Raw genomic sequence first — 23,077 nt, 5'->3', positions numbered from 1 at the left:
TACGGGTGCCCGCGTTATGGCAGGCTCATGATCACTGCGACTACCGTACGGACATGGCAATTCGCGGGGGCGCGCCGAGGCGTGGCTACATCTGGATCACGGCGCACGCCCCGTGGTCGGCATGGGCCTGGCGCAACACCACCTTCACCGCCGCCGCGATCCCGGCCGCCCTGCCCGTGCTCCTCTGCCTCGTCTGCACCGTCACGGCGCCCGGGCCCGGTATGATCCCGCCCCTGCTGGTCCTGCTGCTCGGCCCGCTCCTCACCCGGCTCCAACGCAGCCGGTTCCGGGTGTTGCTCGGCCTTGACGTGCCCCGGGTCGCACGGGAGGGCGGCCGGCTCACCCCGCTCGCTCTGGTGCGGCGGCTGCGCTCCGAGGCGACCTGGCGCCAGTACGGCTACCACCTGCTGGTCAGCCCGCTCGCCGCCGTCGCCGGCGCGCTGGTGGTGCTCGCCTGGGCCTTCGGCGTCACCGCCGCCTGCGTCTACGGGTGGATCTGGATCCTGCCCGCGCAGACCCGAACTCCCGGCTGGAGCAACGACTACGACGCCATCACCGGTGGCGGCGTCCTGCTGCTGTTCGCCGCGCCCTGGCTCGCGGCCCTCTTCGCCCGGCTCGACGCCGTCGCCGCGGCCTCCCTCCTCGGCCCCAACCGGGCCCGCGAACTGGAGCGGCGGGTCGAGGACCTCGCGGAGAGCCGGGCGGGGGTGCTGGACGCCGCCGACCTCGAACGCCGCCGGATCGAACGGGATCTGCACGACGGAGCCCAGCAGCGACTGGTCGCCCTCGCCATGAACCTCGGCATCGCCCGCGCCACCCTCCCCGACCTGCCGCCCGAGGCCAAGGCCGTCATCGACGAGGCGCACCGCGAGGCGAAGGAGGCGATCGAGGAGCTGAGCAGCCTGGTACGGGGCCTGCACCCGGCCGTCCTGGAGGACCGCGGGCTCGACGCGGCGCTCTCCGGGATCGCCGCACGGGCCCCGTTCCCCGTCGAACTGAGCGTGGACATCGGGCAGCGGCCCGGGGCCACCGTGGAGGCGGTCGCCTACTTCGTGGTCTCCGAGACCCTGGCCAACGTGGCCAAGCACGCCCGGGCGCAGCGCTGCCGGGTGCACCTCGTACGGGGTCCGGCGGCCGACGGACCCGCACCGGGCGGGGACCGGCTGCGGATCACCGTCACGGACGACGGCGTGGGCGGCGCCGACCCCGCCCGCGGCACCGGCCTGGTGGGCCTGCGCAAACGGGTAGGGTCCGTCGACGGAACGATCAAGATCGAAAGCCCCTTCGGGGGTCCGACCGTCATCACCGTGGAGTTGCCGTGCGGGCTGTGATCGCCGAGGATTCCGTCCTGCTGCGCATAGGACTCGTCAAAGTCCTCGAAATGGCCGGATTCGAGGTGGTCGCCGAGACCGGCGACGCCGAGGCCCTGCTCGCCGCCGTCGAGGAACACCGCCCCGAACTGGCCCTCGTGGACGTGCGGATGCCGCCCGATTTCACCGATGAGGGCGTCCGGGCGGCCCTGATGATCCGCCAGGAGAGTCCCGGCACGGCGGTGCTGCTGCTCTCGCAGTTCGTGGAGGAGCGCTACGCCGCCGATCTGCTGGCCACCCAGACCGGCGCCGGCATCGGCTACCTGCTCAAGCAACGCGTCGCCGATGTGGAGGAGTTCATCGACGCCCTGCGGCGCGTCGCATCGGGCGGCACCGCGCTCGACCCGCAGGTGGTCGCCCAGCTCCTGCTGCGCCGCGGCGGACCCGACCCGCTGGGCCGGCTTACCCCGCGCGAGCGCGAGGTGCTGGCCCTGATGGCCGAGGGCCGCTCGAACGCCGGGGTCGCGGCCGAACTCGTCGTCAGCGAAAGCGCGGTGGCCAAGCACATCAACAACATCTTCGCCAAGCTCGACCTGCCACCGGCCGACGGCGACCACCGCCGGGTCCTCGCGGTCCTGCGCTTCCTGGACGGCACGCCGTGACCCCGGCCGCCGCCGATGGGCCCCGCCGCAGGCACCGCCTGGCCTGGATCATCGCCACCGCGCTCAGTGCGGCCCTCGTGGTGGTACCGGCCATCTGGCAGGTGTGGTCCTGGGAGAGCGCACGCAGCAGCACCCTGTACGGAGGCAGTGACGGCCGCCCGGTGACCGCGCTGGAGATCGTCGGAGGCGACGCGGACATCACCGTCACTCCCCGCGCGGACCACGAGGTCGGCTACCGGGCCGCGGTCAGCTGGTCCCTCAAGGCTCCCACCATCGAGCAGAGCCGGCTCGGCGACACCCTGCGGCTGACCCCGCACTGCCCCGGCGAGGACTTCTGGCCGGTCGGCGGGGCGGGCTGTTCCGTCCAGTTGGCGGTCACCGTACCCGTGGACATCCCCGTGAAGGTGACGACCCGGTCCGGCCGGATCGCGCTCAGCGGACTGGGCGGCACCGTCGACACGAAGGCCGACTCCGGCCAGGTCGAGATCGACGGGCTGCGCGGCGCCCTGCGCGCCGAGGTCGGCTCGGGCCACCTGCGCGCCACCGGCCTGACCTCGCCCCGGGCCGAGATACGGGTCGGTTCGGGCCGGGCCGTCACCACCTTCGTCACCCCGCCCGACGAGGTCACGGCCCGCGTCGGCTCCGGCCGCCTGGCCCTCACCGTGCCGGAGGCCACCCGCTTCAAGGTCCGCTGCGAGACCGGAGCCGGCCGCTGCGAGGTGCCGGACGCCCTGCGCGACGCCACGTCGCCCCGCAGCCTGGACATCGAGGCGGGCGTCGGCCGCGCCCGGGCGGCGTACCCGGACGGGCCCTGGGCGGACGCCGGCGCGTAAGTCCGCTACGTCGCATTTCGATCGAACGGATTGGCGACCGAGCTGCCGCTATTCGGACATATAATCGCAGATGTCAATTTAATAGATGATCTTCATTCGAGGTGTGGCAAAATCCGCTCAGCAACGGAGCAAGGCGGGGAGCCACCATGTCACCAGCCCGGTCGGACTTCGGCGCAGAACTGCGCCGTAGAAGGAACGAGTCCGAGAAGTCACTGGTCCAACTGGCCGGCGAGGTCCACATCTCGAAGTCGTACCTGAGCAAGATCGAGCGCGGACTCGCCACGCCCTCGGGCAGGATCGCCCGATCGCTCGACGTCAAGCTCCACGCCAAGGGGGAGCTCGCCGCGTTGCTGGCACCCGGATCCGCCGAGGAGCGGAACGGGGACTTACCTCCCTCGCCGCACCTGGACGCGGCTCCCTGGTCGTTCCTCCTGTACGACGGCGGAGAGGGCGACTTCACGTCCCACGGCCCGCTCGCCGAGCCGCCGGGAAGGGCGCCCGCGGTCGTGGCGCACAGCGTCATCACCCCCGGCTCGCAGGGTGCGCTGGAGGAATCGGTGCTCCCCGTGTTCCACACCCTCTTCCACGCATACCGCCGGCTCGGCCAGCTCTCCGGTCCGGGCGCGGTGATCCCGCTGAGCACCGCGGCGACCGCCACCCTCCGCGGTCTGGGCCGGGGCACGTCGCGCGCGCACCGGGGCGCCGCCCTGCGGCTCGCCGCGCGTTTCGCCGAGTACACCGGCTGGATGTGGCAGGAAGCCGGCGACGATCGGGCCGCACAGTGCTGGACCGACCATGCGGCCGGGCTCGCCGAGGCCGGCGGTGACCAGGAGCTCGTGGCCTACGCGCTGCTGCGACGGGCCGAACTGGCCCTGTATCGGGACGACTCGCTCGCCACCGTCGAACTCGCCCGTGCGGCCGGTGCGCGGGCCCGCGGCCCGCGCATCAAAGCGCTGGCCGCGCAGCGAGAGGCCCAAGGGCATGCGCTCCTCGGTGACGAGGACGCTTGCCGCCGGGCTCTGGACCGCGGTGCCGACCTCGTGCACGAGCCGTGGGCGCGGGCGGACGGCGCTCCGGCCCTCGGCGGCACGCACCTTCCCGACCTCACCGCCTTCGTCACGGGCTGGTGTCTGCGGGAACTCGGCCGACCGGAGCAGGCGGTCGCCCTGCTCGACACTGGCAGGGACGCCATCGCGCCGCACGCGGCACGCGCCAGGGCCCGCCACAGTGCGCGCCTGGCCCTCGCCCTGATCGATGCCGGTGAGGTCGAGCGCGGCTGTGCGGTGGCCGAGTCCGCCGCACGCGACGTCATGACGACCGATTCGGCCACCGTCCGGACCGACGTGAGACAGCTCCGGTCGGTGCTCACCAGCCGCAGCAGGCGCGCCGTGGTCCGTGACGTCCTCCCCGTCATCGCCGCCAGTCTGAGCGGCAACCCCGTACCACACGCATAGGGCGGCCCAGAAGACTGACCCACTTCCACGACGTCCCCGTTCAGGGCTCACCAGGTCCACCGCGCGCGGAACCTCCGCACGCGAACGGACGACACCACCACCTCGAACCCATGCGTGCCCCCAGTGGACCGCGTGTGTCCTGTTGCCGGCAGAAGTGTCCCCAGGCAACACCGTTGACCACCCTCTGGGCGGCTGAAAACGTCAGGTTGACGCACCCTCCTCAGCCGCCCGGCGACCCATGCGCCCGCCCGAGGGCGAATGCGCGGACCGCCCGCCTCTTCCATCGCAGAACGAGGACCAACATGGACCCCTACGTCTTCATCAACTTCCGTCGCGCCGATACCCGTAACATCGGTTCGCACATCGACACCAAACTCCGCAACGAGTTCGGCAGCCGTGCTGCGTTCCGGGACCAGCGCGACCTCCCCAAGGGCATCGACTACCGCGAGGAGCTCGAACGGGGAATCAGGAAGTGCGACCTTCTGCTCGTGGTCATGGGAGCCCACTGGGCATCCGTGCGGGACGAAGCAGGCCGCCGTTGCATCGACCGCGAAGACGACTGGGTCCGCAAGGAGATCGCCCTCGCCCTCGCGTACAAGCTGCCCGTCATGCCCGTTCTGGTCGACGGCGCGAAGCTCCCGAGCGTCGATGAGCTGCCGGACGACATCCGGGCCCTGAGCTATCGGCAGGCCGTCGACTTCCGCCCCGACCAGGAGCAGATCGACTTCCCCCCGCTCCTCGACGCGATCCGCCGGGCGGTCCCCGAGCTGAGTTCCGTGCGGCGCAGCCGCGAGGACGGCGGCGCGGGGGCCGACAGCGGAACCACCGTCACCTTCGATCGGGTGAAAGGCACCAGCATCATCATCGGCGGCCGGCAGAACACGATCAACGACCAACGCGGCACCGCCGCGGCCCCGGCGTCCGACCCCAGGGACGACGCCCGGGAGCGCCCGTGAGCACACCGGCAGACCCTCCGGCGGAAGACCGCCGCGACAGTGTCGGGGGCCCTGCCCCCTCCGACCCGGATCTCCCCGTGCAGGTCCCGCACCAGCACGACGGCCCCGCCGCCCCGGGCACGTCCCCGACGGCCTCGCCGTGGGGCCCCGCCGAGGGTTGGTCCCCCGGCGAGCCCCCCGGACCTCAAGGGGGCGGTGGCGTCCGGGACGACCACCAGGGGACGACGGGCGCCCCGCACTTCGCCGGCGCACAGTCGTCGGGACCGCGTCCACCCCGAGCCGGTCAGGACGAGGACGATGCGGTCGAGCTGATCTCCGGTGACCAGTTCTCCGTCCTCATCCGCCAGTCCACCGGCAACGCGAACACGTACGGCGGACACCACAACACCGCCCTGTCCCTCAACCTGGGCGGACCGCAGCCCGTCGAGTTCCAGCAGATCCTCCTGGACGCCAGGGACGTCCAGCAGCGCCACCGTCTGTACCAGCACGCCCCGGTTCCCGATCACCAGCTGATGGCCGACTGCCTGAAGAGGAACCACATCGTCGTCGTGGTCGGGGCCCGGGGCGGCGGGCGGGACACCACGGCCCGGGTCCTCCTGGCCGACACCTGCGGCAGCAACCGGGTCGCCGTCCTCTACAGCGCGGGTGGCGGGCTGGCACAGGCCCTGGTCGAGCAGGCCGATCGACACCTCACCCGGGGGTACGGCATCGTGCTGGACCTGGGCACCGAGCTGCCCGCACCGGCCGCCCTGGAGACCCTGGGGCTGCGAGCGGCCCAGATCGGGGCCCACGTGGTGCTGATCACGGAGAGCCCCGGAGCCGAGCTCGACGCGCTGTCACCGTACGCGTTCCGGCACACCGGGCCCGACCTGAAGAAGGTGCTCGAGGCGCATCTTGAGCACGAGCTCGACAAGCACCGTGCCGGCCACGAGCAGGGGGACTGCCCGCAGCACTCCTTGCAGGCGTACCTGCGTGACGTCCTGCGGGACCCGCGCGTGGACGACGAACTCGGGGCGGGCCTGCCGGTTCGTGAGGCAGTGTCCCTGGCCGGCACGCTGGCCACCTTCCTGCACCGTCCCCCGGAGGAACTGGGCCAGGCCTTCGGCGCCTGGCGCAACCGGCTGCGCACCATGGCCAGGGTCCTGCTCGGGCTGACCGCCCAGGCCTCCGACCCGGTGCCCGACCCCCACCAGCAGCCCCTGCGCATCGCCTACGTCATGTGCGACGGCCTGCCGCTGTCCGACTTCATCCGGGTGGGGACGCTGCTCTGTGACGAGGTACAGCGGGCCGAGACCCGCGAAGCCGCTCCCGAGCGTCGGGTCTTCGACCTGATCCTCGACCAGCTGGTCGAGACCGGTGCGGGCGTCGCCGCGGCACCGGATGCCGGCCCGCCCGGCAATCCGCGCCGAGTCCGGCTCGCGGAACCGGAGTTGATGGCGACCGTGATCGAGGTCGTCTGGCACGGGCCCGGGTGGCTGCGGGCACCACTGCTGCGGTGGCTGCAGAGGCTGGCCGAAGACCGGCTGGAGCGGGTCCGGTCACGGGCCGCGGTGGTCGCCGGCCTCCTCCTGCGCCACGACTTCGACAGCGTCTACCGGGACCTCGTACAGCTCTGGGCCCGCAGCAAGTCGGCACGGGACCGGCAGTACGCCGCCCTGGCCCTCGCCGTGGCCGTCGGGGCCGGGGACTCCTGGCTGACGGCGCGGATCGACCGGCAGGTCGCCGACTGGGCCCGCAGCCCCGCCCCGCAGTTGCAGGACAGCGCGGCCCGGGCCTACGGCACGCTGGTGGGCACCCGGGACGTCCCGGGCACATTGGAGGCGCTGGAAGCACTGGGCAGCCGGCGCACGCCCGTCCGCTACGCCTCCGTCGCCTACGCGACCGCCGCGCTCTTCCTGACGCCCGACGGCGCCGAACCGGTCGCAGACGCGCTCGGCCGCTGGGTCCGACGTCCCGACAACGAAGCGTCCCCGCTCCGGCACGCCGTCGGGACCCTGATCGTGCTCGGCCCGTACGCCGTCGGGCCCGAGCTACCGTCCCGGCCGAAGCTCGCCCACCAAGCGATGCAGGAGCCCGAACGGGAGGCGTCCCTGCTGCTCCTGTGGCAGCACGCACTGGTCGACCCGGCCTACTCGGGGCTCGCATGGGCCTTGCTCGAGCAGTGGCTCCTGGCCGGCGACAGGGACGAGGAACTGAGCCTGTTCCTGGAGGGGTTCGTCTCCCGTGCCGCGGCCGACGAGCTCCTGACCCGGGCCGGCTTCCACGTCGCCCGCATGGCGCGGCGGCACCCGGCCTCCCCGTGCGTACGACGGGTACTGCGGGCGATCCGCGGGCGTCGACCCTGAGCACCGCCCGGCCACCGGCTCGGGCAACATCCCGCACTCGAACCGATCACAGGAGGTCAGCCATGCGACGACGGTCCAAGGGCCTGCTCGCCACCGTGCGCGAAGCGGTACGCAGGTGGTGGCGTTCGAAGAACGGCGACACCAGCGAGCCGGAGGCCGAGGACACCGGGTCCGACCACGACACCGACGCGGCGGGACCCCGCAAGAAGGTGTCCGTGCAGTCCCCGCTGCAGGAGAAGGCGCTCTCCATGGCGGCCCGCGGAGACGTGTTCTCCTTCCAGGTCTTCCCCACCTTCCGGTGGAGCAGCAGGGAGATGCCCCGGGACACCCTGAAGACCCGTGTGGGTCAGCACGAGCAGACGGCGCGGGAGGAACTGCTCCGGGTCGCCTGGACGGCCGCGCGCGCCTGCGCTCCTGACGACCCGATCGAGGCCGAGCAGGCGATCAACGACAGGCTCTCGGAAGACGGGAACTGGTGCTTCGACGACGCGGAGGGCCTGATCCGCTGCACGCCGTCGGTCCGGGTGAGGGTGGACCCGGAGGTGCGCGAGCACGTGCTGAAGCACCACCTGGAGGAGCTGACGCTGAAGGAGACGCAGCGGGTCGGTGAGCTCAGGGCCAAGCGCGCGCAGGAGCTCACCGAGACCTGGCTCGAAGTGATCAAGAACCTGGAGCGGTTCGAAAAACTCGACGAGCACAAGCGGCGCCTGTTGGTGCCGTTCGCGGCCACCTTCGCCGACGAGGGGTTCCACGTGGTGATGTCGGCACTGCGCAAGGACCGGCTCACCAGCGTCGAGGCGCTGCTGCACGCGCTCGAGGGCGCGAGCAGCGCGCACCAGCGTTCCGGCATGTACGAGTTCGCCGCCGCGTACGACACGGCGATCAACGCGTTCCGCAGGGAGATGGGGCTCAGCCCGGGTTCCTGGGTCGATGACGTCGTGATGGCGGAGGGGCCGGAGCTGTGAGGACGTCCGCCGTCACCCGCACGATCGGATCCCTGGCCCCGGTCGGCCTGCTCGCCCTCCTGCTCGCCGGTTGCGGCACGGACGACCCGAGGACGGGCTGCGCCTGGATGAAGGACCAGGACCCCGCCGCGGGCGCGGGCAGCACCGTGATCCTCGTCGACGGCTCGGCGTCCGTGCGCGGTGCCGCGTCCGGCGCCGAGGGCCCCGACTACGGTCGAGCGGTCGACACCCTGCTGGAGGAGGGCGTCGAGGCGGGCGACACCTTCTCCGTCGGCACCTTCGCGGGCGCTCCCGGAGACGTCGACTGGACCTTCCGGAAGCGGTCCGCCAACTGGAAGGAGAGCGCGCGGAACTCGGGCAACCAGAAGGCCAACCGGGACGCTGCGATCAGGTGCCTCGCCGAGGACGTCACCACCGCCCAGCGCGTGGTCCCCGCCCGCGGCGGCACCGATGTCCTGGCCGCCCTGACCACGGGCGCCGGCCTGTTGCAGGACGTCGAGGGCCCGCGGCGGCTGGTGGTGCTGAGCGACGGCCTGTCCACCAACGGCTGTGCCGACCTGCGCCAGGCAGCCTTCGACTCCGAAGCCGATGTCAAGGCCATCGCGTCGGTGTGCGCCACGAAGGGAGAGTTCTCCGAACTGCCCGACCTGAGTGGCATCGGCGTCACGTTCGTGGGCCTGGGGCACTCCGCCGGAGCACAGCCGTCGGCGAACCAGGCCCAGCGCGCCTGGCTCAGCCGCCTGTGGACCTCGCTCTGCGAGCGCGCCGGCGCCACCGGGGCCAACTGCATAGCCAGCGGTGCCCCGGTCGGCTCGGCGCCCGCTCCGGCCGCCACCCGCCCGGTCCAGGCCGACCCGGTGGTGGCGTACCGCGACGGTCGCTCCCAGACGTATTCGCTGCTGGGCGCCGCGTTGTTCGACACCGACGCGGCACGGCTGCGCCCGGCGGCCATGGAGCCGCTCACCGACATCGCCGTCCGGGCCCGCACCACACCGGGGCTCGACCGCGTCGAGGTCGACGGATACGTCGACCTGCGCGGCGGATCCGCCAACGACCGGTCGCTGTCCAAGAGCCGCGCGGACGCCGTGGTCGAGGTGCTCGTCGAGCACGGGGTGCCCCGCTCCAGCGTCGAGGCGTACGGCCGGGGCGTGTCCCCGGGGTGCCCCTCCGACCGATCCACCGAGGACATGTCCGCCGGGGAGCGGTTGCAGTGTGACCGCCGTGTGGACATCCGCATCTTCTGGAAGTGAGGTCGGACCTCCAGCCATGAACGTAAACGGCAGCAACGGTTCTGGACGGGGCGGTCCGCGCGAGTCGCCGATACCCTGCTCCAGGCCCTTCCTCCCGCTCGGCGACCTGAACGGGCACCGCCCGGCCGGACGCCCGGTGGACTCCGTGGACAGCCAGGAGCGCGCGGCGCTGACGCGCGCCTTCACGCGGGGCAACGCCGGCCTGGCCGCGGCCCAGTCCTCCCTCGGCGACCTGGGCACCGCACTCAGCGAGACGTTCCACGCCGCGCGGGAAGCGATCGACGTCGTGGAACGGTTCACGTACCACCGCTCGGCGGGCCAGGCACGGGACGACGTCAAGAAGGTGCAGGACCGGCACGCCGCGGACGGGCCGGAGAGCCGCCGCCGCGGCCGGCAGCCCTGGGTCTGGCTCCAGTGGGTCATGCTCGTGCTCAGCGTGTTGTTCGAGCTTCCCTTCGTCGGGGAGGCCGTGGTCCTGCTCCTGGACCTGCAGGACCCGGACGGCTTCTGGACCACGGTGATCCACGGCTTCGGCTACCTGGCCGCGATCGGGGTGTCCTGCCTGCAGTTCGCCCTGGCCTCCGTCCTCGCACGGTCGCTTTTCCGGCTACGCGTGCGCCGGGGCCGCCGCACCGAGCGCACGCTGCGCAGTCCCCGGACGGCCTGGCACCACCTGTGGAGGCTGGACGGGCCGCAGCGGGAGACCCGGCAGCCCGACGAGCTCCCCTGGCCCGGCCTGGTCCTGCCGGTGGTCGCCAACGCGCTGCTCATCGGCCTGCTCGCGGCGACCGCCCACAGCCGTGCGCAGCAGAGCCAGAAGGTCACCGCGACGTTCGGGGAGAACGGCTACCTCATGGCGGTCTTCGTCCTCATCGCGCTCAGCCTCGCCACCCTCACCACCGCGGTCCTCGCGCACAATCCTTACGCGGAGAGCCACAAGGAGGCGCAGGGGGCCCTGTCCGACGCCGAGGAAGAGGCGCGGCGGGTGGTGCCGGCGGCGCGGAAGCTGATCGCCGCGCACCGCGCCTCCTGGCACCGGCTGTTCGCCGCGATGGAGCAGACCGCTGACGACGCCCACGGCGTGGTGGACGAGGCGTGCGCCGCGATCATCGACGAACGGGCCGACACCGGGCGGGCGGGCACCCTGGAGCTGCCACTACGGGAGTACGCCCTGCCGGTCGACGAGGAACACAGCGGAACCGCCACGCCCCGGCTGCGTCTGGACGTCCTGGAGCGCCACAGGGATCTGCTGGCCTGGTACTCCCCGGACCGGTTGGAACAGGAGCTGGGAGCCATCGTCAAGGAGCTGCACGACCAGTTCCACATCCCCGGAGGGCCCGAACCACTCGCCCGAGCAACGGCGTCCGAAGGATGACCGGGCAGCCGGACCTGAGCGAGCAGGACCTCAAACACCTCGAACTGTTGCAGAGCGTGATCTCCCGGCTCAGCAACAACTCCTTCTTGGTCAAGGGCTGGTGCATCACCCTCAACAGCGTGCTCATCGCCGTGGCGCACGGCCGCCCGAACTGGAGGACGATTCCGGTGGTCGTGACCGTGGTGATCGGGTTCTGGCTGCTCGACGGCTACTACCTCCGGCAGGAGCGGATGTTCCGCAGCCTGTACGAGAAGGTCGTCGCCGGCGGGCAGGACCCCCCGCCCCGGTTCACGATGGACGCCCACCGCTACGGCGCCGAAACACCCTGGCTGCCCGTGCTGCTGTCCCGGCCGATGCTGTTCTGCTACGGGGTGCTCGCCGCCGCCGCCAGTCTGCTGATCAGCTTCCTGAGCTGACCCCCGCCGGCCCCGCTCAGCGCCCGGCGGGGCGGGGAGCCGTCCAGGGCGGCCTCTCCCGGCCCGGTCGGCGAGGGCCGTCCCCGGTCGGCGAGGTCGTCCACGGCAGCGCGATCCCGTCTCCGTGACGGCGCGGCACCACGTGCACGTGCAGGTGCGGAACCGTCTGGGTGGCGGCAGCACCCCGCGAGGTGATCACGTTGCAGTCACCGACCTCCCCGGCGACTTCGGCCGCGTGCAGCATCGTCATCGCCGACACGGCCGGATCGGCCGCGACATCGGGGACGTGCGTCTTGGGCAGCACGAGGACGTGTCCCGGCGTGACGCCTCCGCCCCGCGGGCTGATGGCCAGTGCCCCCGGCCAGTCACGGAGGATGTGCGCGGGTGCGGCGCCCCGAACGATGCGGCAGAACGGACAGTCCCCGTGGGCCGGGCGGTCGTGTCCGCCACCCGTCCCGTGCGCCGCACTGCGGTCCTCGGCTCGCTGGTCCATGGCTCCTCCAAGTGCCGTCCACCTCACGCCGGTGCACTCCGTCACCGTACGGTGCCCGTGTGCGAAACCCAATCGAGCCGCCCCGCGCACTTAATCGGTGGCACCGGTCCCGGGGTCGGGCTACTGTTCTGCTCATCCGCTCCCGAGCGAGCGGAGTTGGTCGTTGAGAAGAAGCAGGAGGTGAGGACATTGATGACTGTCACGGTGACGGGCGCTGCCCGCATTCAGGAGTTCATCGTTCCCACCCCTGTGGTCTCCGGCTGACACCCACTCGACTTCCGCGCGCAGAGCGCGCCGCCGGGGCCACCCTTCGAAGGGCCCCCCTTGTTCAACGCTTCGCTCCACACGTCCGCTCCTTCCGATGCACAGCACGTCCTCGTCACCTATGGCTGGGACGACGCGTGGGAGGCCGAGTTCGCCCCGTACGCCGAGCAGGGCCTCCTGCCCGGCCGCGTCGTACGCGTCGACCGCGGCCAGTGCGACGTCATGACCGCGGACGGCATCGTCCGCGCCGACACCGCCTTCGTCACCCCGCACGACCCGCTCCGCGTCATTTGCACCGGGGACTGGGCCGCCGTCGAGGCGGCCGGCAATCCCCGCTACGTGAAGGCGTACCTGCCGCGCCGGACCGCCTTCGTACGGTCCACCTCCTCGCAGCGGTCCGAGGGGCAGATCCTCGCCGCCAACGTCGACCACGCCGTCATCGCGGTCTCCCTCGCCGTCGAGCTGGACCTCGGGCGCATCGAGCGCTTCCTGGCCCTGGCTTGGGAATCGGGGGCGCAGCCGCTGGTCGTCCTCACCAAGGCGGACCTGGTTCCGGACGCGGCGACGCTCGGGCACCTGGTCGAGGACGTGGAGGCCACCGCGCCCGGCGTCCAGGTACTGACCGTCTCCTCCCTCACGGGGGAGGGTACGGACGTGCTGGCCGCGATCGTCGGCGACGGCACCAGCGTGCTGCTCGGCATCTCGGGCGCCGGCAAGTCCACCCTGGCCAACGCGCTGCTCGGCACCGAGGTCATGGAGGTGCAGGCGGCCCGCGAGGTCGACGGCAAGGGCCGGCACACGACCACCACGCGCAACCTGCTCGCCCTGCCGGGCGGCGGCGTCCTGATCGACACCCCCGGACTGCGCGGCGTCGGGCTCTGGGACGCCGAGACCGGGGTCGGCCAGGTCTTCTCGGAGATCGAGGAGTACGCGGAACACTGCCGCTTCCACGACTGCGCGCACGAGGCGGAGCCGGGGTGCGCGGTGCTGGCCGCGCTGGAATCCGGTGAGCTCCCGGACCGCCGCCTGGAGAGCTACCGCAAGCTCCTGCGGGAGAACCAGCGCATCGTCGCCAAGACGGACGCCCGGCTGCGGTCGGAGATCCGCCGCGACTGGCGCATGAAGTCGGCGGAGGGCCGGGCCAACCACGCCGCGAAGCGGGGCGGCCGCGTCTGACGCGCAGCCGGGGCGGGGTGCCGTGGGCCGGACCCCGCCCCCGCCCCGCCCGGACGCCCCTACCCGTCAAGGGGACTCGCTGAAGGCCCGTCGCGCGCTGTGGGTCATCCGCCGGAGCGGCGACAGGGCGTATCCGGCCGTCACGTATCCCGCGGCGGCCGACAGGGGGACGAGCGCGGCCAGGACCAGTGCGGTGGACGCCACCAGAGTGTCCTTGGGCTGCTGTGGCACGGGGGCCGGACAGGGGGCTCGTCCGCGGTCCGACGGCTCCGGACAACCGGCCGGTGCCAGTACGATCGCGGACTCCGAACGCAGTTCGAACACCGGATCGTTGCCCCTGCTCACGGCCTGCACCGCGAGCAGGTGGACCACGGCCAGCAGCGCCGTCCCGGCCATCATGAACCCCCCGCCGTAGAGGCAGGTGAGGCGTAAGCGGGTCACGGACCGCCGTTGCGGCGCCATGGCGTGCGAGGCCGCGGAAACGGCACCTCCCACGGCATCGACGATGGCGCGGCCCCTCATCCGGATCGGCACCGGTACTCCCCCTCACAGCGTCACAAGCCCGACCCCCTACTGTCGCTGCTCCGCCCCTAAACAGAGCGTCAGCGTCGGGATCCGTACGGCGACGGTCGGCCACCCGCACACCGGCGGTTCCCGAGGATGGTCAGAGCCCCCACGCGTGGACGCGTTCCGGGTGGATCCGGATCACCTCCGGGCTGAAATGGGGGCCCAACGCGTGCGGGCCCGTCTCCAGCGTGGCGCGGCCCCGGATCTCGATGCCGCGCACCCGCCACGGCCGGGTGCTCACCAGGTCGTCCACGACCAGCGACAGCCGGGGGTTCCCGTGCAGGTTGCGCCACTTCTTCGTCGTGCCCATCGCCATTCCGCCCACCAGGATCGTCCCGTCCTCCTGGGGGAAGAAGCCCACCGGATTCGCCTGCGGCCGCCCGGCCGCGTCCACCGTGGCCAGGCGGCCCAGGTGCTGGGAGCGCAGGTAAGCCAGTTCGGCCTCGCTGAAACCCTTGAAGTCCGTCATGCCGACCAGCCTCGCAGCCACCGCCGGCCCCCGCATCGGGCTACGGTCCTAGGCCGTCTCGCCCGGCAAGATCCGGAAGAGACGGCCTGGGCCGTCTGTGCTGCGGACGACCCGGCGTAGCGCCGGCGAGAGAAGACCCCTTTATCGTCGCTTCGACGAAAATAGGTTATCGTCGTTCCATGATCAAAGCGGTGAGCGAGAACATCGACCCGGCGGACAACTCGGCGGCTGAGCATGCCCAGCGGGTGGCGGCACTGGTCACGGCCGAGGCCGTCGGCAAGGAGTGGAAGAACCACCACATGACGCTGACCTTCTTCCTGGCCGGCGCCCGTTCGTCGCACGAGGAGAACCATCACATGTGGAAGTTGGAAGACTGGCAGAAGAGGGTCGTCGATTGCCTCGAAGCCGATGACAACGCCGGGCTCGCCGCACTGCAAGAGCAGCTCCAGGGCTGGATCCTGCGGGAACTTCGGTACCGTGACACCGCCCTGGACGCGCTGCTCAGGGCCTATTCGCCGCCCCAGCCGCGGCGCGAGGCGCCCTAGCCCTCCGTCGGCGTTCCGGGGACGCAGAACCCCGGTCACACAAGGCAATGCGATGAGGTTGCGTACATGAAGAATTGTGGGGGACTCAGATGACCGGCATGCTCTGGCTCGACATCCTCCTGGGATTCCTGCTCCTGGGTCTGCTCGTGTGGATGTCCCCGTTCATCCTGGGGCTCAGCGTCCTCGGGCTGATCATCTCGGTCGCCACGTGGTCGCCCTGGGGGATGCTGGTCTCCTTCATCGCCTGCTTGATTTCGGGGGGCCTGATGACGCTGCGCGAGCCGGACAAGGTCTACGTCATCGTCAAGCGCTGAATCCCGTGACTGAGGGTGATGCCGAGGATCGCCCTCCATCGGGGGCCCGGCGGTCGCAGGGGTGCTGGGAAGGATCGGCGCCCTCGCGGGCGACGCACGCTGTGATGCCCCGGGAGCGGAGCCGGACGCGCAGCCGGTCGAAGTCGTAGCCCATGGCACCGCGCAGTTCGGCAGGCCGGCGCCCTGCAGCAAACGAAGATCCCGCTCGGGCGTCTGCTCCCGCACCGAACGCCGTTACGGGAGCCCCGGGTTCCCGTCGTCCCCGTCGGCGCGTGGCGCGCCGCACTGGGGGCAGCCGTGCGCCTCGCGCGCGGTCTCCAGGCTTCCGCATGCGTCGCAGACGAGGTGCAGGAGGCACGCCGGCTCGCCGCCCTCCGCCGGCAGCTGTGGGGCGGGGAAGGTCGGCGTGCCCGGAACGGACGTACCCATGGCGCCTCCACGACCGATCGAGTCAGGGGCCGAGAGCGTATCCCCTGATCGCGAGGGCCGCACCCCGGGCCGCACCCCGGTCTCCCGCGCCGGCCGCCGGCCGTCGGGCGCCTACTGCGCCACCACCACCCCCACCCACGCCCCCACCAGGACCAGGCACGCGAACAGTTCCACCAGCACGCTCGTCCCCACCGCCCGCATCACCGCCCGCACCGACGCCCAGGCCTCGCCGTGGGTGCCCAGGCGCAGCCGCTCGCACAGGTAGATGCCGCCCACGAAGCCCGGAACCGCCCCCACCACCGGCACCAGGACGAAGCCCAGGAGCGCCCCGGCCCCCGCGAACACCACCATCCGGGAGGTGATGCCCAGCCCCCGCACCCGCCGGGGCGGCAGCAGCCACTTCACCACCTGGACCACCAACAGCAGGGCCGTCGCCGCGACCAGCAGGGTCCACGCCGATGCCGAGCGCACGTGCAGTGCCCACCACAGCAGCCCCGCCCACACCAGCCAGGTGCCCGGCACACCCGGGATCAGCACTCCGACCACCCCGAGCAGCAGCACCAGCCCCACCAGCAGCAGCTGAGGCAGATCCATGCGCTCAGCCTGACCGACCTGGGGCTATCGGGCCACCCAGCCCCGCTCGGACGCGTGCCAGCCCAGCTGCAGTCGCGTCGTCACCCCGGTCAGCTCCATCAGGCCCTTGACCCGCCGCTGCACCGTCCGCAGCCCCAACTCCAGGTGCTTCGCCACGCTCGCGTCCGTCATGCCCGCCAGGAGCAGCGAGAGGATCTCCAGGTCCGTGGCATCGGGGCTGCCTTCGGCCTCCTCGGCCGAACCGGCCGCCCCCAGCCGCAGCGGCAACGACTCCCGCCACACCGCCTCGAACAGGCCGGTCAGGGATTCCAACAGCCCCGACGCGTGCACCACCAGCGCCGCCGGATCCGCCCCGCGGGCCGTCAGGGGGACCACGGCCAGCGACCGGTCCGCGATCACCAGCTTGGTCGGGACCTGCCCCGTCACCCGGATCTGCTCGCCGCGCGCCAGCGCCGTCGACGCCTCCCGGATCCCGCTCGGCGCGGTCAGCACCTCCCGCTCGATGACCACCCGGTAGTCGACCCCGCGCACCGAGCCCCGGTCGGCCGCGTCGTGGTCCGCCCCCGTCCCCGTCACCGCCTGCGGCCGGCCGGTGACCAGCGCGCAGACCTCCTTCTCCGCGCCCAGCCGGATCTGGTGGAAGCGGTGCGCCACCGCGCTCGCGCCCTGCACCACCTCCACGAGGTCGTGCACCGCCGGTTCGGTCGCCTCCGCCCGGTACTCCTCGGCCAGTAGCGCCGCCGCCAGCTCCGCCTGCTCCAGCTCGTGCCGCTGCTGGGTCAGCAAGGCCCCGAGGGCCACCCCCGGCGGGGCCGCCACCCAGCGCCCGGGCCGGGTCGAGGACTGCGCCGCCAGTCCGTGCCGCTCCAGATGGCGCAGGGCTCGTTCGGCTTGCGGCACCGGCAGCGTCAGCCGGTGCGCGAGGTCGGGTACCTCCGCGGCCCCCAGCGCGACCAGCGCGCGGTACGCCGACTCCTGGCCCTCGTCCAGGCCTATGGCACCCAGCAACTCGTTCACCCACCTTTCGACACGCGCCCGGCGGGAAGCGGCCACGGCGCAAACCCGCCGCGGACATCATCGCCGCACCCGACTCCACTCTGCCAAGGTGACGCCATCGCAGCACCAACATCCGCTGGCCAGAGGCCATTTACGCGGCGCTTTCACCGGGCAACGCAGCAGTTGGCCGGAATGCACCAGGGGAGAGCGATGCGTCCGATATCGCGTACGGCATTCGACGCGCCGGCGTACCCGCAGGGGCTGGGGATCCCCTTCCCGCGGCAACCGGCCCCGCCGTACGGGACGAAGACGGTCACTCCGGCGAACGGCCAGGGCATCGGGCCCGGTGCCACGGGCCGCGAGGGCTGCCGCCCGGTGGGGCGCGGTCGTCGACCACGCCGGCGCCTGCGGCAAGTACGCGTCACTGAAGGCCGAACTGACCCATGCGAAGGGCGCCACGGTCACCCAAACGATCGTACGGACGTACGGCGTAGGCCGACTTGTACGAGTGAATCGGAAGGGAGTCGGAGGACGGCGGCCCGGCGGACCCTTTTCGTGCATTCGGCGTTTTCCGCCCCCGTGGGGGACAGAGAATGGAGCCATGAGTCAGCAGGGCGCGGACGACTGGTGGCAGAAGCTCTACGAGGGCCCGGACGCGGGAGCGGAACCCGACCCGGGGGACACCCTGGACAAGCGGTTCCGCTCGGCGGCGGGCGTCACGACGGACCCGGCACCGGTGCCGGTCGCGGCCTCTGCCGCGGGCCCGGCGCCGGACCTCGCGCCGGATCCGGGCCCGCCGGAACCTCCGCGGGCCCCGGAACCTCCGCGGGCCCCGGAGTCGCTGCTGCCCGGCCCCCGGCAGGGGGAGCCGGCGCCCACCCCGACCCTGCCCGACCTCCCGCCGCCGAGGGATCCCCGGGCGGGCGACGCCACGGGGTACGCGCTCGGGGGCGTGGCCGTACCACCGGTGCGCGGGCCCGAGTTGCCGGTGCGGCACCCGGACTCGCCGAGCCCCGATGCCTGGTTCGATCCGGCCCCGCAGCAGCTGCAGCCGCAGCAGCCGGCGCCGGTGGCCGAGTCCGGGCCGGTGGCCGAGCCGGTGGCGGACGGACCGGAGGCCGTCCGACCCGAGGTCTCCCACCTGGGCGACCGCGCTCCCACCTACGCCGCCGAGCCGGGCGCCCTCCCGCCCACCGACCCGGCCGCCATCGAGGAACTGACCCCGGACACCGTCCTGGAGGGGGCCCGCTACGGCACCTACACCCTGCGCGCCGCCTCCCTGCGCGGGGACTCCGCCCGCTACCGCGGCGAGGCCCGCCGCGACTTCCTGCTCACCGCCCGCTTCGGCAGCGGCGACGACGCGCTGGTCCTGGTGGCCCTCGCGGGCGGGGACCGGGCCGCCCCCGGGGCCGCCGAGGCCGCCGCCGAACTGTGCCGCACCGTCGCGTCGGCCGTCGGGCGCAGCCAGGAGCGGCTGGCCGACGACATTCGCGCCGGGCGCCGCGACGCCCTGCGCTCGGGCCTGCAACGACTCACCGACCGGGGGTACGGGCGACTGCGGGCCCACGCCGCCGAGCTGGGGCTCGCGGAACCGGCGTACACCGCCGGACTGCGCGGGCTGCTGCTCCCGGTGGACCCGCAGTGCCGCACCCGGGTCTGCTTCGGAGCGGGCGCGGGCGGCCTCTTCCGGCTCCGTGCAGGGCAGTGGCAGGACCTGGAGCCCGCCGGGCCGGCCGAGGACGCGGACGGCGGTTTCCGCTTCCGCGCGGCCGTGGCCCGGCCCGGGGACACCCTGCTGCTGTGCTCCGGGGGCCTGTCGGAACCGATGCGTGAGGAGGCCGCGCTCCCGGCGGAACTCGCCGCCCGCTGGTCCCGTCAGGAACCGCCGGGCCTCGCGGCGTTCCTCGCGGACATCCAGCTCCGGCTCAAGGGGTACGCCGACGACCGCACGGCCGCCGCGGTCTGGGAGGCGTAGCCGGGGCGGTACGGATTCCGGGCACGCGGAAGGCTAGGGCCGTCCGAGCCGTCCGCGCACCCATGCGGGATCCGGGTTGGTGTGCGGCCGGCCCGCGACGAGGACGGTCGGCACGGTCTCGTTCCCGTCGTTGGCCGCCCTGACCACTGCGGCTCCTGCGGGGTCGCTCCAGATGTCGACCCAGTGGAGTTGGTGGGCGCTGCGGCCCAGCCGGATGCGCAGCCGTATGCAGTACGTGCAGCCCGGCCGCCAGAAGACGACCGGCCGGCCGTCGGCCGCGCTGCGGCGCTGCGCCTCGGGCGCACCGATCGACCGCGGGAACATCAGGGGCGAGTGCACGCCGGCCAGCAGCACGAACACCAGGAGGAGCGCCGCGGCCGGGCCGGGGCTCCCGCTCAAGACCAGGCCGACCGAGACGACCGCTCCACCGGCCCCGAACAGCATCGGCAACATCCACGCACGCATCATGAGGACGCAGGTTATCGACGGGTCGGAACGCTCCGCGCACCAGGCCGCCCGTCAGCGGCCGAACGGCACGGGCGACCGGAACGGGACCGATTGGTGAATTCACGGGCACGGGCCGCGGGGTGACGTCCTTCGGGCCGGTCGTGCTCAGGAGAGCCGCAAGTCGATCCAGGGGATGGTGTCCCCCGGCAGCAGGTAGCGCTCGGTCTCGACGAACCCGTGCTCCAGCGCAAACCGCAGGCCGTCGTGGTTCGATGACAGGACGACGGTCTCGATCACCCTGGCGCCCAACTCCCGCGCCCGGTGCAGCCCCCGCAGATAGAGGGCCTCCCCGAACCCTTGTCCACGGTGCGCGGCGAGCACCCTGGCGATCACCGTCGCCGTCCGCGTGTCATCCGTCGGCGGGCGCACCGTACTGCAGCCCACGAGGGTGTCATCGAGGTGCGCGATCTCCAGGCGGTGACGCTCGGAACGTTCCCGCACCTCTTCCAACGACAAGACGTGGGTGGGGATGATCGTGTTGTGGACGTGCTGCCAGTCCTTGAGAGTGGCATCGCAGTCGGGCTCTTGGAAGCGAAGGTCAGACATCGCAGCAGGAGACCCGAGTACACGTGGGACGTCAACTCCACATGCCGAGAAGGCTTGACGCGGGTCGGCGGCCCCCGCCAGCTCGAAGCCCCCGCGAAGTAGCCCAGCAGGAGCAAGATCAATCTCAGCGGCACTTTCCGTACGGCAACCACTCACACCCGGAGAGCCCCGTGGGTTCAGGGAAACTGAAGCCTGTTCAGCGGGAACCCGCGGGTCGATCCGTGTGCATCAGCCGAGCGTGCCCGTGGGTTCGGCGGGAACGTGGGGGTGGGCTGCGAGGCGGCGGGCTTCGGCCGTGACCTCGGCATCGACCTGTGCCGCTGTTCTGTCGCCGTATTCGAGGACGTCGTACTCGTCGTCGAGTTCGGCGAGCCGCTCAGTCAGGGGCAGCTCATGTCCGTAGCGCCGGTGAATCCGGAAAGTGAACTCCCCAGGTGTCAGCTCGCCGGCGAGCATGCGGCGTGCGAGCGCGCGGGCGGCGGCTTCTTGGCCGGCATCGCTTGCCAGCGAATAGAAGGTGAGGCCGAGTTCGTCGAGTGCTGCGGGAAGCAGATCGTGGACGTCATAGTCCGCCTCGGCACGTGTGCAGGCGGCAAGGATACGAAGGCCGGGGGTGTCGAGTCCGGCGACGAGCGCATCGCAGGCCGCATCGACCACGTCGCTCGCACGGGCTTCTCCCACGCTCCAGAGGGTGGCATGGTCCTGTAGGGCGCTTGCTGCTGCTTCGGTCGACGTCACCGGCCCGATTATTCCCTTCAGGGTGCGTCCCGGTCGAGCAGATTTCATAGAAGCTGCTGTTCAGCGGCCTGTTCCAGTAGTGCTCGTGCGGAGTCCGCGTAGCGCATCGCGGTTTTCTCGTCGAGCCCGAACACCTCGGCGAGGTGGAGCGGGTCCGGCCCGTGGGTGAGGGCCTCTTCGAGCTGCCGGTCGACGCGGAGCCGCTCCAGCGTCGCGTCCTGGCCGCGCATCGCCGCGCTGATCCAGTGGTTGCTTGCGCGGCTGGTCTTCATGGCGGTCTGGTTGTTGATCAGCAAGTGCAGGTTTGCCGTGTTCGGCCACCGGCGTCGCCGGTGCTCCAGCCAGTCCAGCAGCAGTTTCATCGTGAGGTCGTCGAGCGGGCGTGCTCGTCCGGCGATACTGACTTCGGCTTGTCAGGGTGAACCTTGGCGAAGTGCCTGATGGGCTTGAGGTGCTGGCTGTATGGACGACCGTGGCAACGGGGTCGCTCGGGCCACCCGTTCTGCCGATGTCCGGCAACCGGACCGGCTCATGGGTGCCGCCAGCAGCGGGTGACCCCGCCGCGGAGCCCCACATACTGTTGCCCCTTACGTGAGCAGGGCATACGGGGGTAGGGAACATGGTGGACGAGACGGTACGTGCAGGCGCCGGGCATCGTACGGAAGTCTTCGTGTGGCTCGGTCTCGCACTACTCCTGGGCGCACTGTCGGCCCTGGTACTGATTCCCCAGGCCCAGCATCTGCGCTCGCTCCGCGACGGTGTGCGCGCCGACGCCACCATGCATACCCGCGGCACGTGCGCGCTGGGACAGTGCTCGGTCGCCTTCGAGGCGCAGGACCGCACCGTCGTGGCGGCCTTGCCCCCAGGCAGTAGTGGCAGCAAATACCCCGTGGGCGCGCACCTCACCGTCCGGTACCGGGCGGACGATCCGCAGACAGTCGCCGCCGCGGCCGACGTGGAGGGCGGTGGGGCGACCTTGCTAGCCGCCTCGACCGGCGCGGGTGCCGTGTTGTTCCTGCTTCTGCCGGTCATGAAGACGGTGGCCCGAGCACGGCGGCGGCGCGCGGCGTCCAGCGCCGTTGGATGACGTGCCCGCCCCACATGCCGATCACCGTGCTACTGACTTCGACTCGTCAAGGTATGCCGGGGCGTCGAGGGTCAGGCCGGTGCCTGCTATGAAGCCGTCGAGGGTGTCGGGCCGGTATTGAAGCCGTTTAAGACGGTTGCGGACGAGGGTTTCGAGTCGGTCGAGTGAGGACGTCCTCGCGGGTCACCTCCCGCAGGTGGTCGTAGCGGTCCGACCAGTCCAGCAGTGCCGGACGGGCCCCGTTGAGGTAGAGCCAGACCGTGCTCTGCTGTCGGGGAAGGCTGCGGGGGCCGCCGTCATGCAGAACCCGGGTCCAGCGCTCGACCTCTGCCGCGATGCCGGGGGCGAGGCCCTCCAGGCGCTCGGCAAGCCAGTGTTCGAAGGAGGGCTCGCTGTCGTTCAGGAAGATCCCCATCTCCTCAAGGACCGTGGTGGTGTGTCCGAACCGCAGATCGAGGGCCCGGAGCGGGGTGAAGATCTCGCTGTGGCGGATGACGTCGCCCTCGACGTACTCGGTGAGCACGATGGCCAGGCCGCGGTTGACGGCGAAGCGGATGCCGCGTCCCCAGCCCCGTGCCTCGGCGAGCTGGTAGGCGAGGTACTTCGCCCAGGCCAGCCAGGGGCCGGCCAGATCGACGGCGGCCGGGTCGAGACGGCTGTAGTCACGCGGGACCTGCCCGAACAGCGGTAGCTGTCTCCAGTCGGCACTCGGCCGCCAGGCCGGCGCGGGTGATGGCTTCCGGACGGCTCCCCGCCCTCCTCCGCGGTGCGCAACGACGGGTGCAGATCCTCTGCGGTAGTGCAAGCCCAT

General features: G+C 72.0%; 26 protein-coding genes. 15 read left to right on the top strand and 11 right to left on the bottom strand.

Annotated features, from left to right (window positions below; translation table 11 throughout):
- Positions 1-53: 53 nt before the first annotated feature.
- From OG207_RS10820 to OG207_RS10775, 10 genes are all read left to right on the top strand, one after another.
- A complete protein-coding gene (locus tag OG207_RS10820) occupies positions 54-1,331 on the top strand; it encodes a sensor histidine kinase (RefSeq protein ID WP_329098076.1) in 1,278 nt (425 codons plus the stop codon).
- Positions 1,319-1,972, top strand: coding sequence for a response regulator transcription factor (locus tag OG207_RS10815; protein WP_329098074.1), 654 nt, complete (start codon positions 1,319-1,321; stop codon positions 1,970-1,972). The genes OG207_RS10820 and OG207_RS10815 overlap by 13 nt, the downstream gene beginning before the upstream one ends.
- On the top strand, positions 1,969-2,805 hold the full coding sequence (locus OG207_RS10810; RefSeq protein ID WP_329098072.1) for a hypothetical protein: 837 nt from the start codon (positions 1,969-1,971) through the stop codon (positions 2,803-2,805). Before OG207_RS10815 ends, OG207_RS10810 begins: the two co-directional genes overlap by 4 nt.
- A gap of 146 nt (positions 2,806-2,951) precedes the next feature.
- Complete coding sequence (locus tag OG207_RS10805; RefSeq protein ID WP_329098071.1) at positions 2,952-4,259, top strand: helix-turn-helix domain-containing protein; 1,308 nt, start codon at positions 2,952-2,954, stop codon at positions 4,257-4,259.
- A gap of 302 nt (positions 4,260-4,561) precedes the next feature.
- Positions 4,562-5,215: a toll/interleukin-1 receptor domain-containing protein gene (locus OG207_RS10800; protein WP_329098069.1), complete on the top strand. Its 654-nt coding sequence runs from the start codon at positions 4,562-4,564 to the stop codon at positions 5,213-5,215.
- A gap of 77 nt (positions 5,216-5,292) precedes the next feature.
- The gene (locus tag OG207_RS10795) at positions 5,293-7,560 is read left to right on the top strand and encodes a hypothetical protein (RefSeq protein ID WP_329098065.1); all 2,268 of its coding nucleotides are present in this window, start codon (positions 5,293-5,295) and stop codon (positions 7,558-7,560) included.
- A 62-nt stretch (positions 7,561-7,622) separates the two neighbouring features.
- Positions 7,623-8,525, top strand: a complete 903-nt coding sequence (locus OG207_RS10790; RefSeq protein WP_329098063.1) for a hypothetical protein — start codon at positions 7,623-7,625, stop codon at positions 8,523-8,525.
- Positions 8,522-9,775 (top strand): OmpA family protein, encoded by a 1,254-nt coding sequence (locus tag OG207_RS10785; RefSeq protein WP_329098061.1) that lies wholly within the window; start codon positions 8,522-8,524, stop codon positions 9,773-9,775. Before OG207_RS10790 ends, OG207_RS10785 begins: the two co-directional genes overlap by 4 nt.
- A 145-nt stretch (positions 9,776-9,920) precedes the next feature.
- Positions 9,921-11,150, top strand: a complete 1,230-nt coding sequence (locus OG207_RS10780) for a hypothetical protein (protein WP_329098060.1) — start codon at positions 9,921-9,923, stop codon at positions 11,148-11,150.
- Positions 11,147-11,566, top strand: a complete 420-nt coding sequence (locus tag OG207_RS10775; RefSeq protein ID WP_329098057.1) for a hypothetical protein — start codon at positions 11,147-11,149, stop codon at positions 11,564-11,566. Before OG207_RS10780 ends, OG207_RS10775 begins: the two co-directional genes overlap by 4 nt.
- A gap of 16 nt (positions 11,567-11,582) precedes the next feature.
- Here the strand turns inward: OG207_RS10775 and OG207_RS10770 are convergent, their stop codons facing one another.
- Positions 11,583-12,059 (bottom strand): HIT family protein, encoded by a 477-nt coding sequence (locus OG207_RS10770; RefSeq protein WP_329098055.1) that lies wholly within the window; start codon positions 12,057-12,059, stop codon positions 11,583-11,585.
- A 324-nt stretch (positions 12,060-12,383) separates the two neighbouring features.
- On the opposite strand from OG207_RS10770, the gene rsgA reads away from it, so the two are divergent.
- Positions 12,384-13,499, top strand: a complete 1,116-nt coding sequence (gene rsgA / locus OG207_RS10765) for a ribosome small subunit-dependent GTPase A (RefSeq protein ID WP_329098053.1) — start codon at positions 12,384-12,386, stop codon at positions 13,497-13,499.
- Positions 13,500-13,565: 66 nt separating this feature from the next.
- Here rsgA and OG207_RS10760 read toward each other — a convergent pair whose 3' ends face one another.
- Positions 13,566-13,940, bottom strand: a complete 375-nt coding sequence (locus tag OG207_RS10760) for a hypothetical protein (protein ID WP_329098051.1) — start codon at positions 13,938-13,940, stop codon at positions 13,566-13,568.
- A gap of 223 nt (positions 13,941-14,163) precedes the next feature.
- Positions 14,164-14,535 carry a PPOX class F420-dependent oxidoreductase gene (locus OG207_RS10755; protein ID WP_329098049.1) on the bottom strand — a complete coding sequence of 124 codons (372 nt, stop codon included), beginning with the start codon at positions 14,533-14,535 and terminating at the stop codon, positions 14,164-14,166.
- Positions 14,536-14,714: 179 nt separating this feature from the next.
- On the opposite strand from OG207_RS10755, the gene OG207_RS10750 reads away from it, so the two are divergent.
- Positions 14,715-15,080: a hypothetical protein gene (locus tag OG207_RS10750; protein ID WP_329098047.1), complete on the top strand. Its 366-nt coding sequence runs from the start codon at positions 14,715-14,717 to the stop codon at positions 15,078-15,080.
- 89 nt (positions 15,081-15,169) lie between these two features.
- Positions 15,170-15,394 carry a hypothetical protein gene (locus OG207_RS10745; RefSeq protein ID WP_329098045.1) on the top strand — a complete coding sequence of 75 codons (225 nt, stop codon included), beginning with the start codon at positions 15,170-15,172 and terminating at the stop codon, positions 15,392-15,394.
- A 234-nt stretch (positions 15,395-15,628) separates the two neighbouring features.
- Here the strand turns inward: OG207_RS10745 and OG207_RS10740 are convergent, their stop codons facing one another.
- The 3 genes from OG207_RS10740 to OG207_RS10730 all read right to left on the bottom strand — a co-directional run bounded on the left by OG207_RS10740 (position 15,629) and on the right by OG207_RS10730 (position 17,425).
- Positions 15,629-15,823: a hypothetical protein gene (locus tag OG207_RS10740; RefSeq protein ID WP_329098044.1), complete on the bottom strand. Its 195-nt coding sequence runs from the start codon at positions 15,821-15,823 to the stop codon at positions 15,629-15,631.
- Between the two features lie 111 nt (positions 15,824-15,934).
- Positions 15,935-16,417: a DUF456 domain-containing protein gene (locus OG207_RS10735; protein ID WP_329098042.1), complete on the bottom strand. Its 483-nt coding sequence runs from the start codon at positions 16,415-16,417 to the stop codon at positions 15,935-15,937.
- 24 nt (positions 16,418-16,441) lie between these two features.
- A complete protein-coding gene (locus tag OG207_RS10730) occupies positions 16,442-17,425 on the bottom strand; it encodes a helix-turn-helix domain-containing protein (RefSeq protein ID WP_329107537.1) in 984 nt (327 codons plus the stop codon).
- A 589-nt stretch (positions 17,426-18,014) separates the two neighbouring features.
- Here OG207_RS10730 and OG207_RS10725 point away from each other — a divergent pair.
- On the top strand, positions 18,015-19,388 hold the full coding sequence (locus OG207_RS10725; protein WP_329098040.1) for a protein phosphatase 2C domain-containing protein: 1,374 nt from the start codon (positions 18,015-18,017) through the stop codon (positions 19,386-19,388).
- Positions 19,389-19,421: 33 nt separating this feature from the next.
- Here OG207_RS10725 and OG207_RS10720 read toward each other — a convergent pair whose 3' ends face one another.
- From OG207_RS10720 to OG207_RS10705, 4 genes are all read right to left on the bottom strand, one after another.
- Positions 19,422-19,856: a glutaredoxin domain-containing protein gene (locus OG207_RS10720; protein ID WP_329098038.1), complete on the bottom strand. Its 435-nt coding sequence runs from the start codon at positions 19,854-19,856 to the stop codon at positions 19,422-19,424.
- 144 nt (positions 19,857-20,000) lie between these two features.
- Positions 20,001-20,441, bottom strand: coding sequence for a GNAT family N-acetyltransferase (locus OG207_RS10715; protein WP_329098037.1), 441 nt, complete (start codon positions 20,439-20,441; stop codon positions 20,001-20,003).
- A gap of 228 nt (positions 20,442-20,669) precedes the next feature.
- Positions 20,670-21,179 (bottom strand): hypothetical protein, encoded by a 510-nt coding sequence (locus OG207_RS10710; RefSeq protein WP_329098036.1) that lies wholly within the window; start codon positions 21,177-21,179, stop codon positions 20,670-20,672.
- Between the two features lie 44 nt (positions 21,180-21,223).
- Positions 21,224-21,541 (bottom strand): hypothetical protein, encoded by a 318-nt coding sequence (locus OG207_RS10705; RefSeq protein WP_329098035.1) that lies wholly within the window; start codon positions 21,539-21,541, stop codon positions 21,224-21,226.
- A gap of 257 nt (positions 21,542-21,798) precedes the next feature.
- On the opposite strand from OG207_RS10705, the gene OG207_RS10700 reads away from it, so the two are divergent.
- Positions 21,799-22,266 (top strand): DUF3592 domain-containing protein, encoded by a 468-nt coding sequence (locus OG207_RS10700; protein ID WP_266608741.1) that lies wholly within the window; start codon positions 21,799-21,801, stop codon positions 22,264-22,266.
- 127 nt (positions 22,267-22,393) lie between these two features.
- On the opposite strand, the gene OG207_RS10695 is transcribed toward OG207_RS10700, so the two are convergent.
- Complete coding sequence (locus tag OG207_RS10695) at positions 22,394-23,077, bottom strand: hypothetical protein (RefSeq protein ID WP_329098033.1); 684 nt, start codon at positions 23,075-23,077, stop codon at positions 22,394-22,396.

It is taken from the genome of Streptomyces sp. NBC_01439, assembly GCF_036227605.1.
Lineage (GTDB): Bacteria > Actinomycetota > Actinomycetes > Streptomycetales > Streptomycetaceae > Streptomyces.
The sequence above is the reverse complement of the archived record's forward strand: the minus strand, read 5'-3'. Positions and strand labels throughout refer to the sequence as shown.

Excerpts from the sequence above, each read along its gene's own strand:
- OG207_RS10725 (WP_329098040.1), top strand. The coding sequence starts at position 18,015 with ATGAGTCAGCAGGGCGCGGACGACTGGTGGCAGAAGCTCTACGAGGGC.
- OG207_RS10770 (WP_329098055.1), bottom strand. The coding sequence starts at position 12,059 with ATGGACCAGCGAGCCGAGGACCGCAGTGCGGCGCACGGGACGGGTGGC.
- OG207_RS10745 (WP_329098045.1), top strand. The coding sequence starts at position 15,170 with ATGACCGGCATGCTCTGGCTCGACATCCTCCTGGGATTCCTGCTCCTG.
- OG207_RS10805 (WP_329098071.1), top strand. The coding sequence starts at position 2,952 with ATGTCACCAGCCCGGTCGGACTTCGGCGCAGAACTGCGCCGTAGAAGG.
- OG207_RS10715 (WP_329098037.1), bottom strand. The coding sequence starts at position 20,441 with ATGTCTGACCTTCGCTTCCAAGAGCCCGACTGCGATGCCACTCTCAAG.
- OG207_RS10695 (WP_329098033.1), bottom strand. The coding sequence starts at position 23,077 with ATGGGCTTGCACTACCGCAGAGGATCTGCACCCGTCGTTGCGCACCGC.
- OG207_RS10750 (WP_329098047.1), top strand. The coding sequence starts at position 14,715 with ATGATCAAAGCGGTGAGCGAGAACATCGACCCGGCGGACAACTCGGCG.
- OG207_RS10740 (WP_329098044.1), bottom strand. The coding sequence starts at position 15,823 with ATGGGTACGTCCGTTCCGGGCACGCCGACCTTCCCCGCCCCACAGCTG.
- OG207_RS10735 (WP_329098042.1), bottom strand. The coding sequence starts at position 16,417 with ATGGATCTGCCTCAGCTGCTGCTGGTGGGGCTGGTGCTGCTGCTCGGG.
- OG207_RS10820 (WP_329098076.1), top strand. The coding sequence starts at position 54 with ATGGCAATTCGCGGGGGCGCGCCGAGGCGTGGCTACATCTGGATCACG.
- OG207_RS10755 (WP_329098049.1), bottom strand. The coding sequence starts at position 14,535 with ATGACGGACTTCAAGGGTTTCAGCGAGGCCGAACTGGCTTACCTGCGC.
- OG207_RS10790 (WP_329098063.1), top strand. The coding sequence starts at position 7,623 with ATGCGACGACGGTCCAAGGGCCTGCTCGCCACCGTGCGCGAAGCGGTA.
- OG207_RS10700 (WP_266608741.1), top strand. The coding sequence starts at position 21,799 with ATGGTGGACGAGACGGTACGTGCAGGCGCCGGGCATCGTACGGAAGTC.
- OG207_RS10705 (WP_329098035.1), bottom strand. The coding sequence starts at position 21,541 with ATGAAACTGCTGCTGGACTGGCTGGAGCACCGGCGACGCCGGTGGCCG.
- OG207_RS10720 (WP_329098038.1), bottom strand. The coding sequence starts at position 19,856 with ATGATGCGTGCGTGGATGTTGCCGATGCTGTTCGGGGCCGGTGGAGCG.
- OG207_RS10800 (WP_329098069.1), top strand. The coding sequence starts at position 4,562 with ATGGACCCCTACGTCTTCATCAACTTCCGTCGCGCCGATACCCGTAAC.
- OG207_RS10775 (WP_329098057.1), top strand. The coding sequence starts at position 11,147 with ATGACCGGGCAGCCGGACCTGAGCGAGCAGGACCTCAAACACCTCGAA.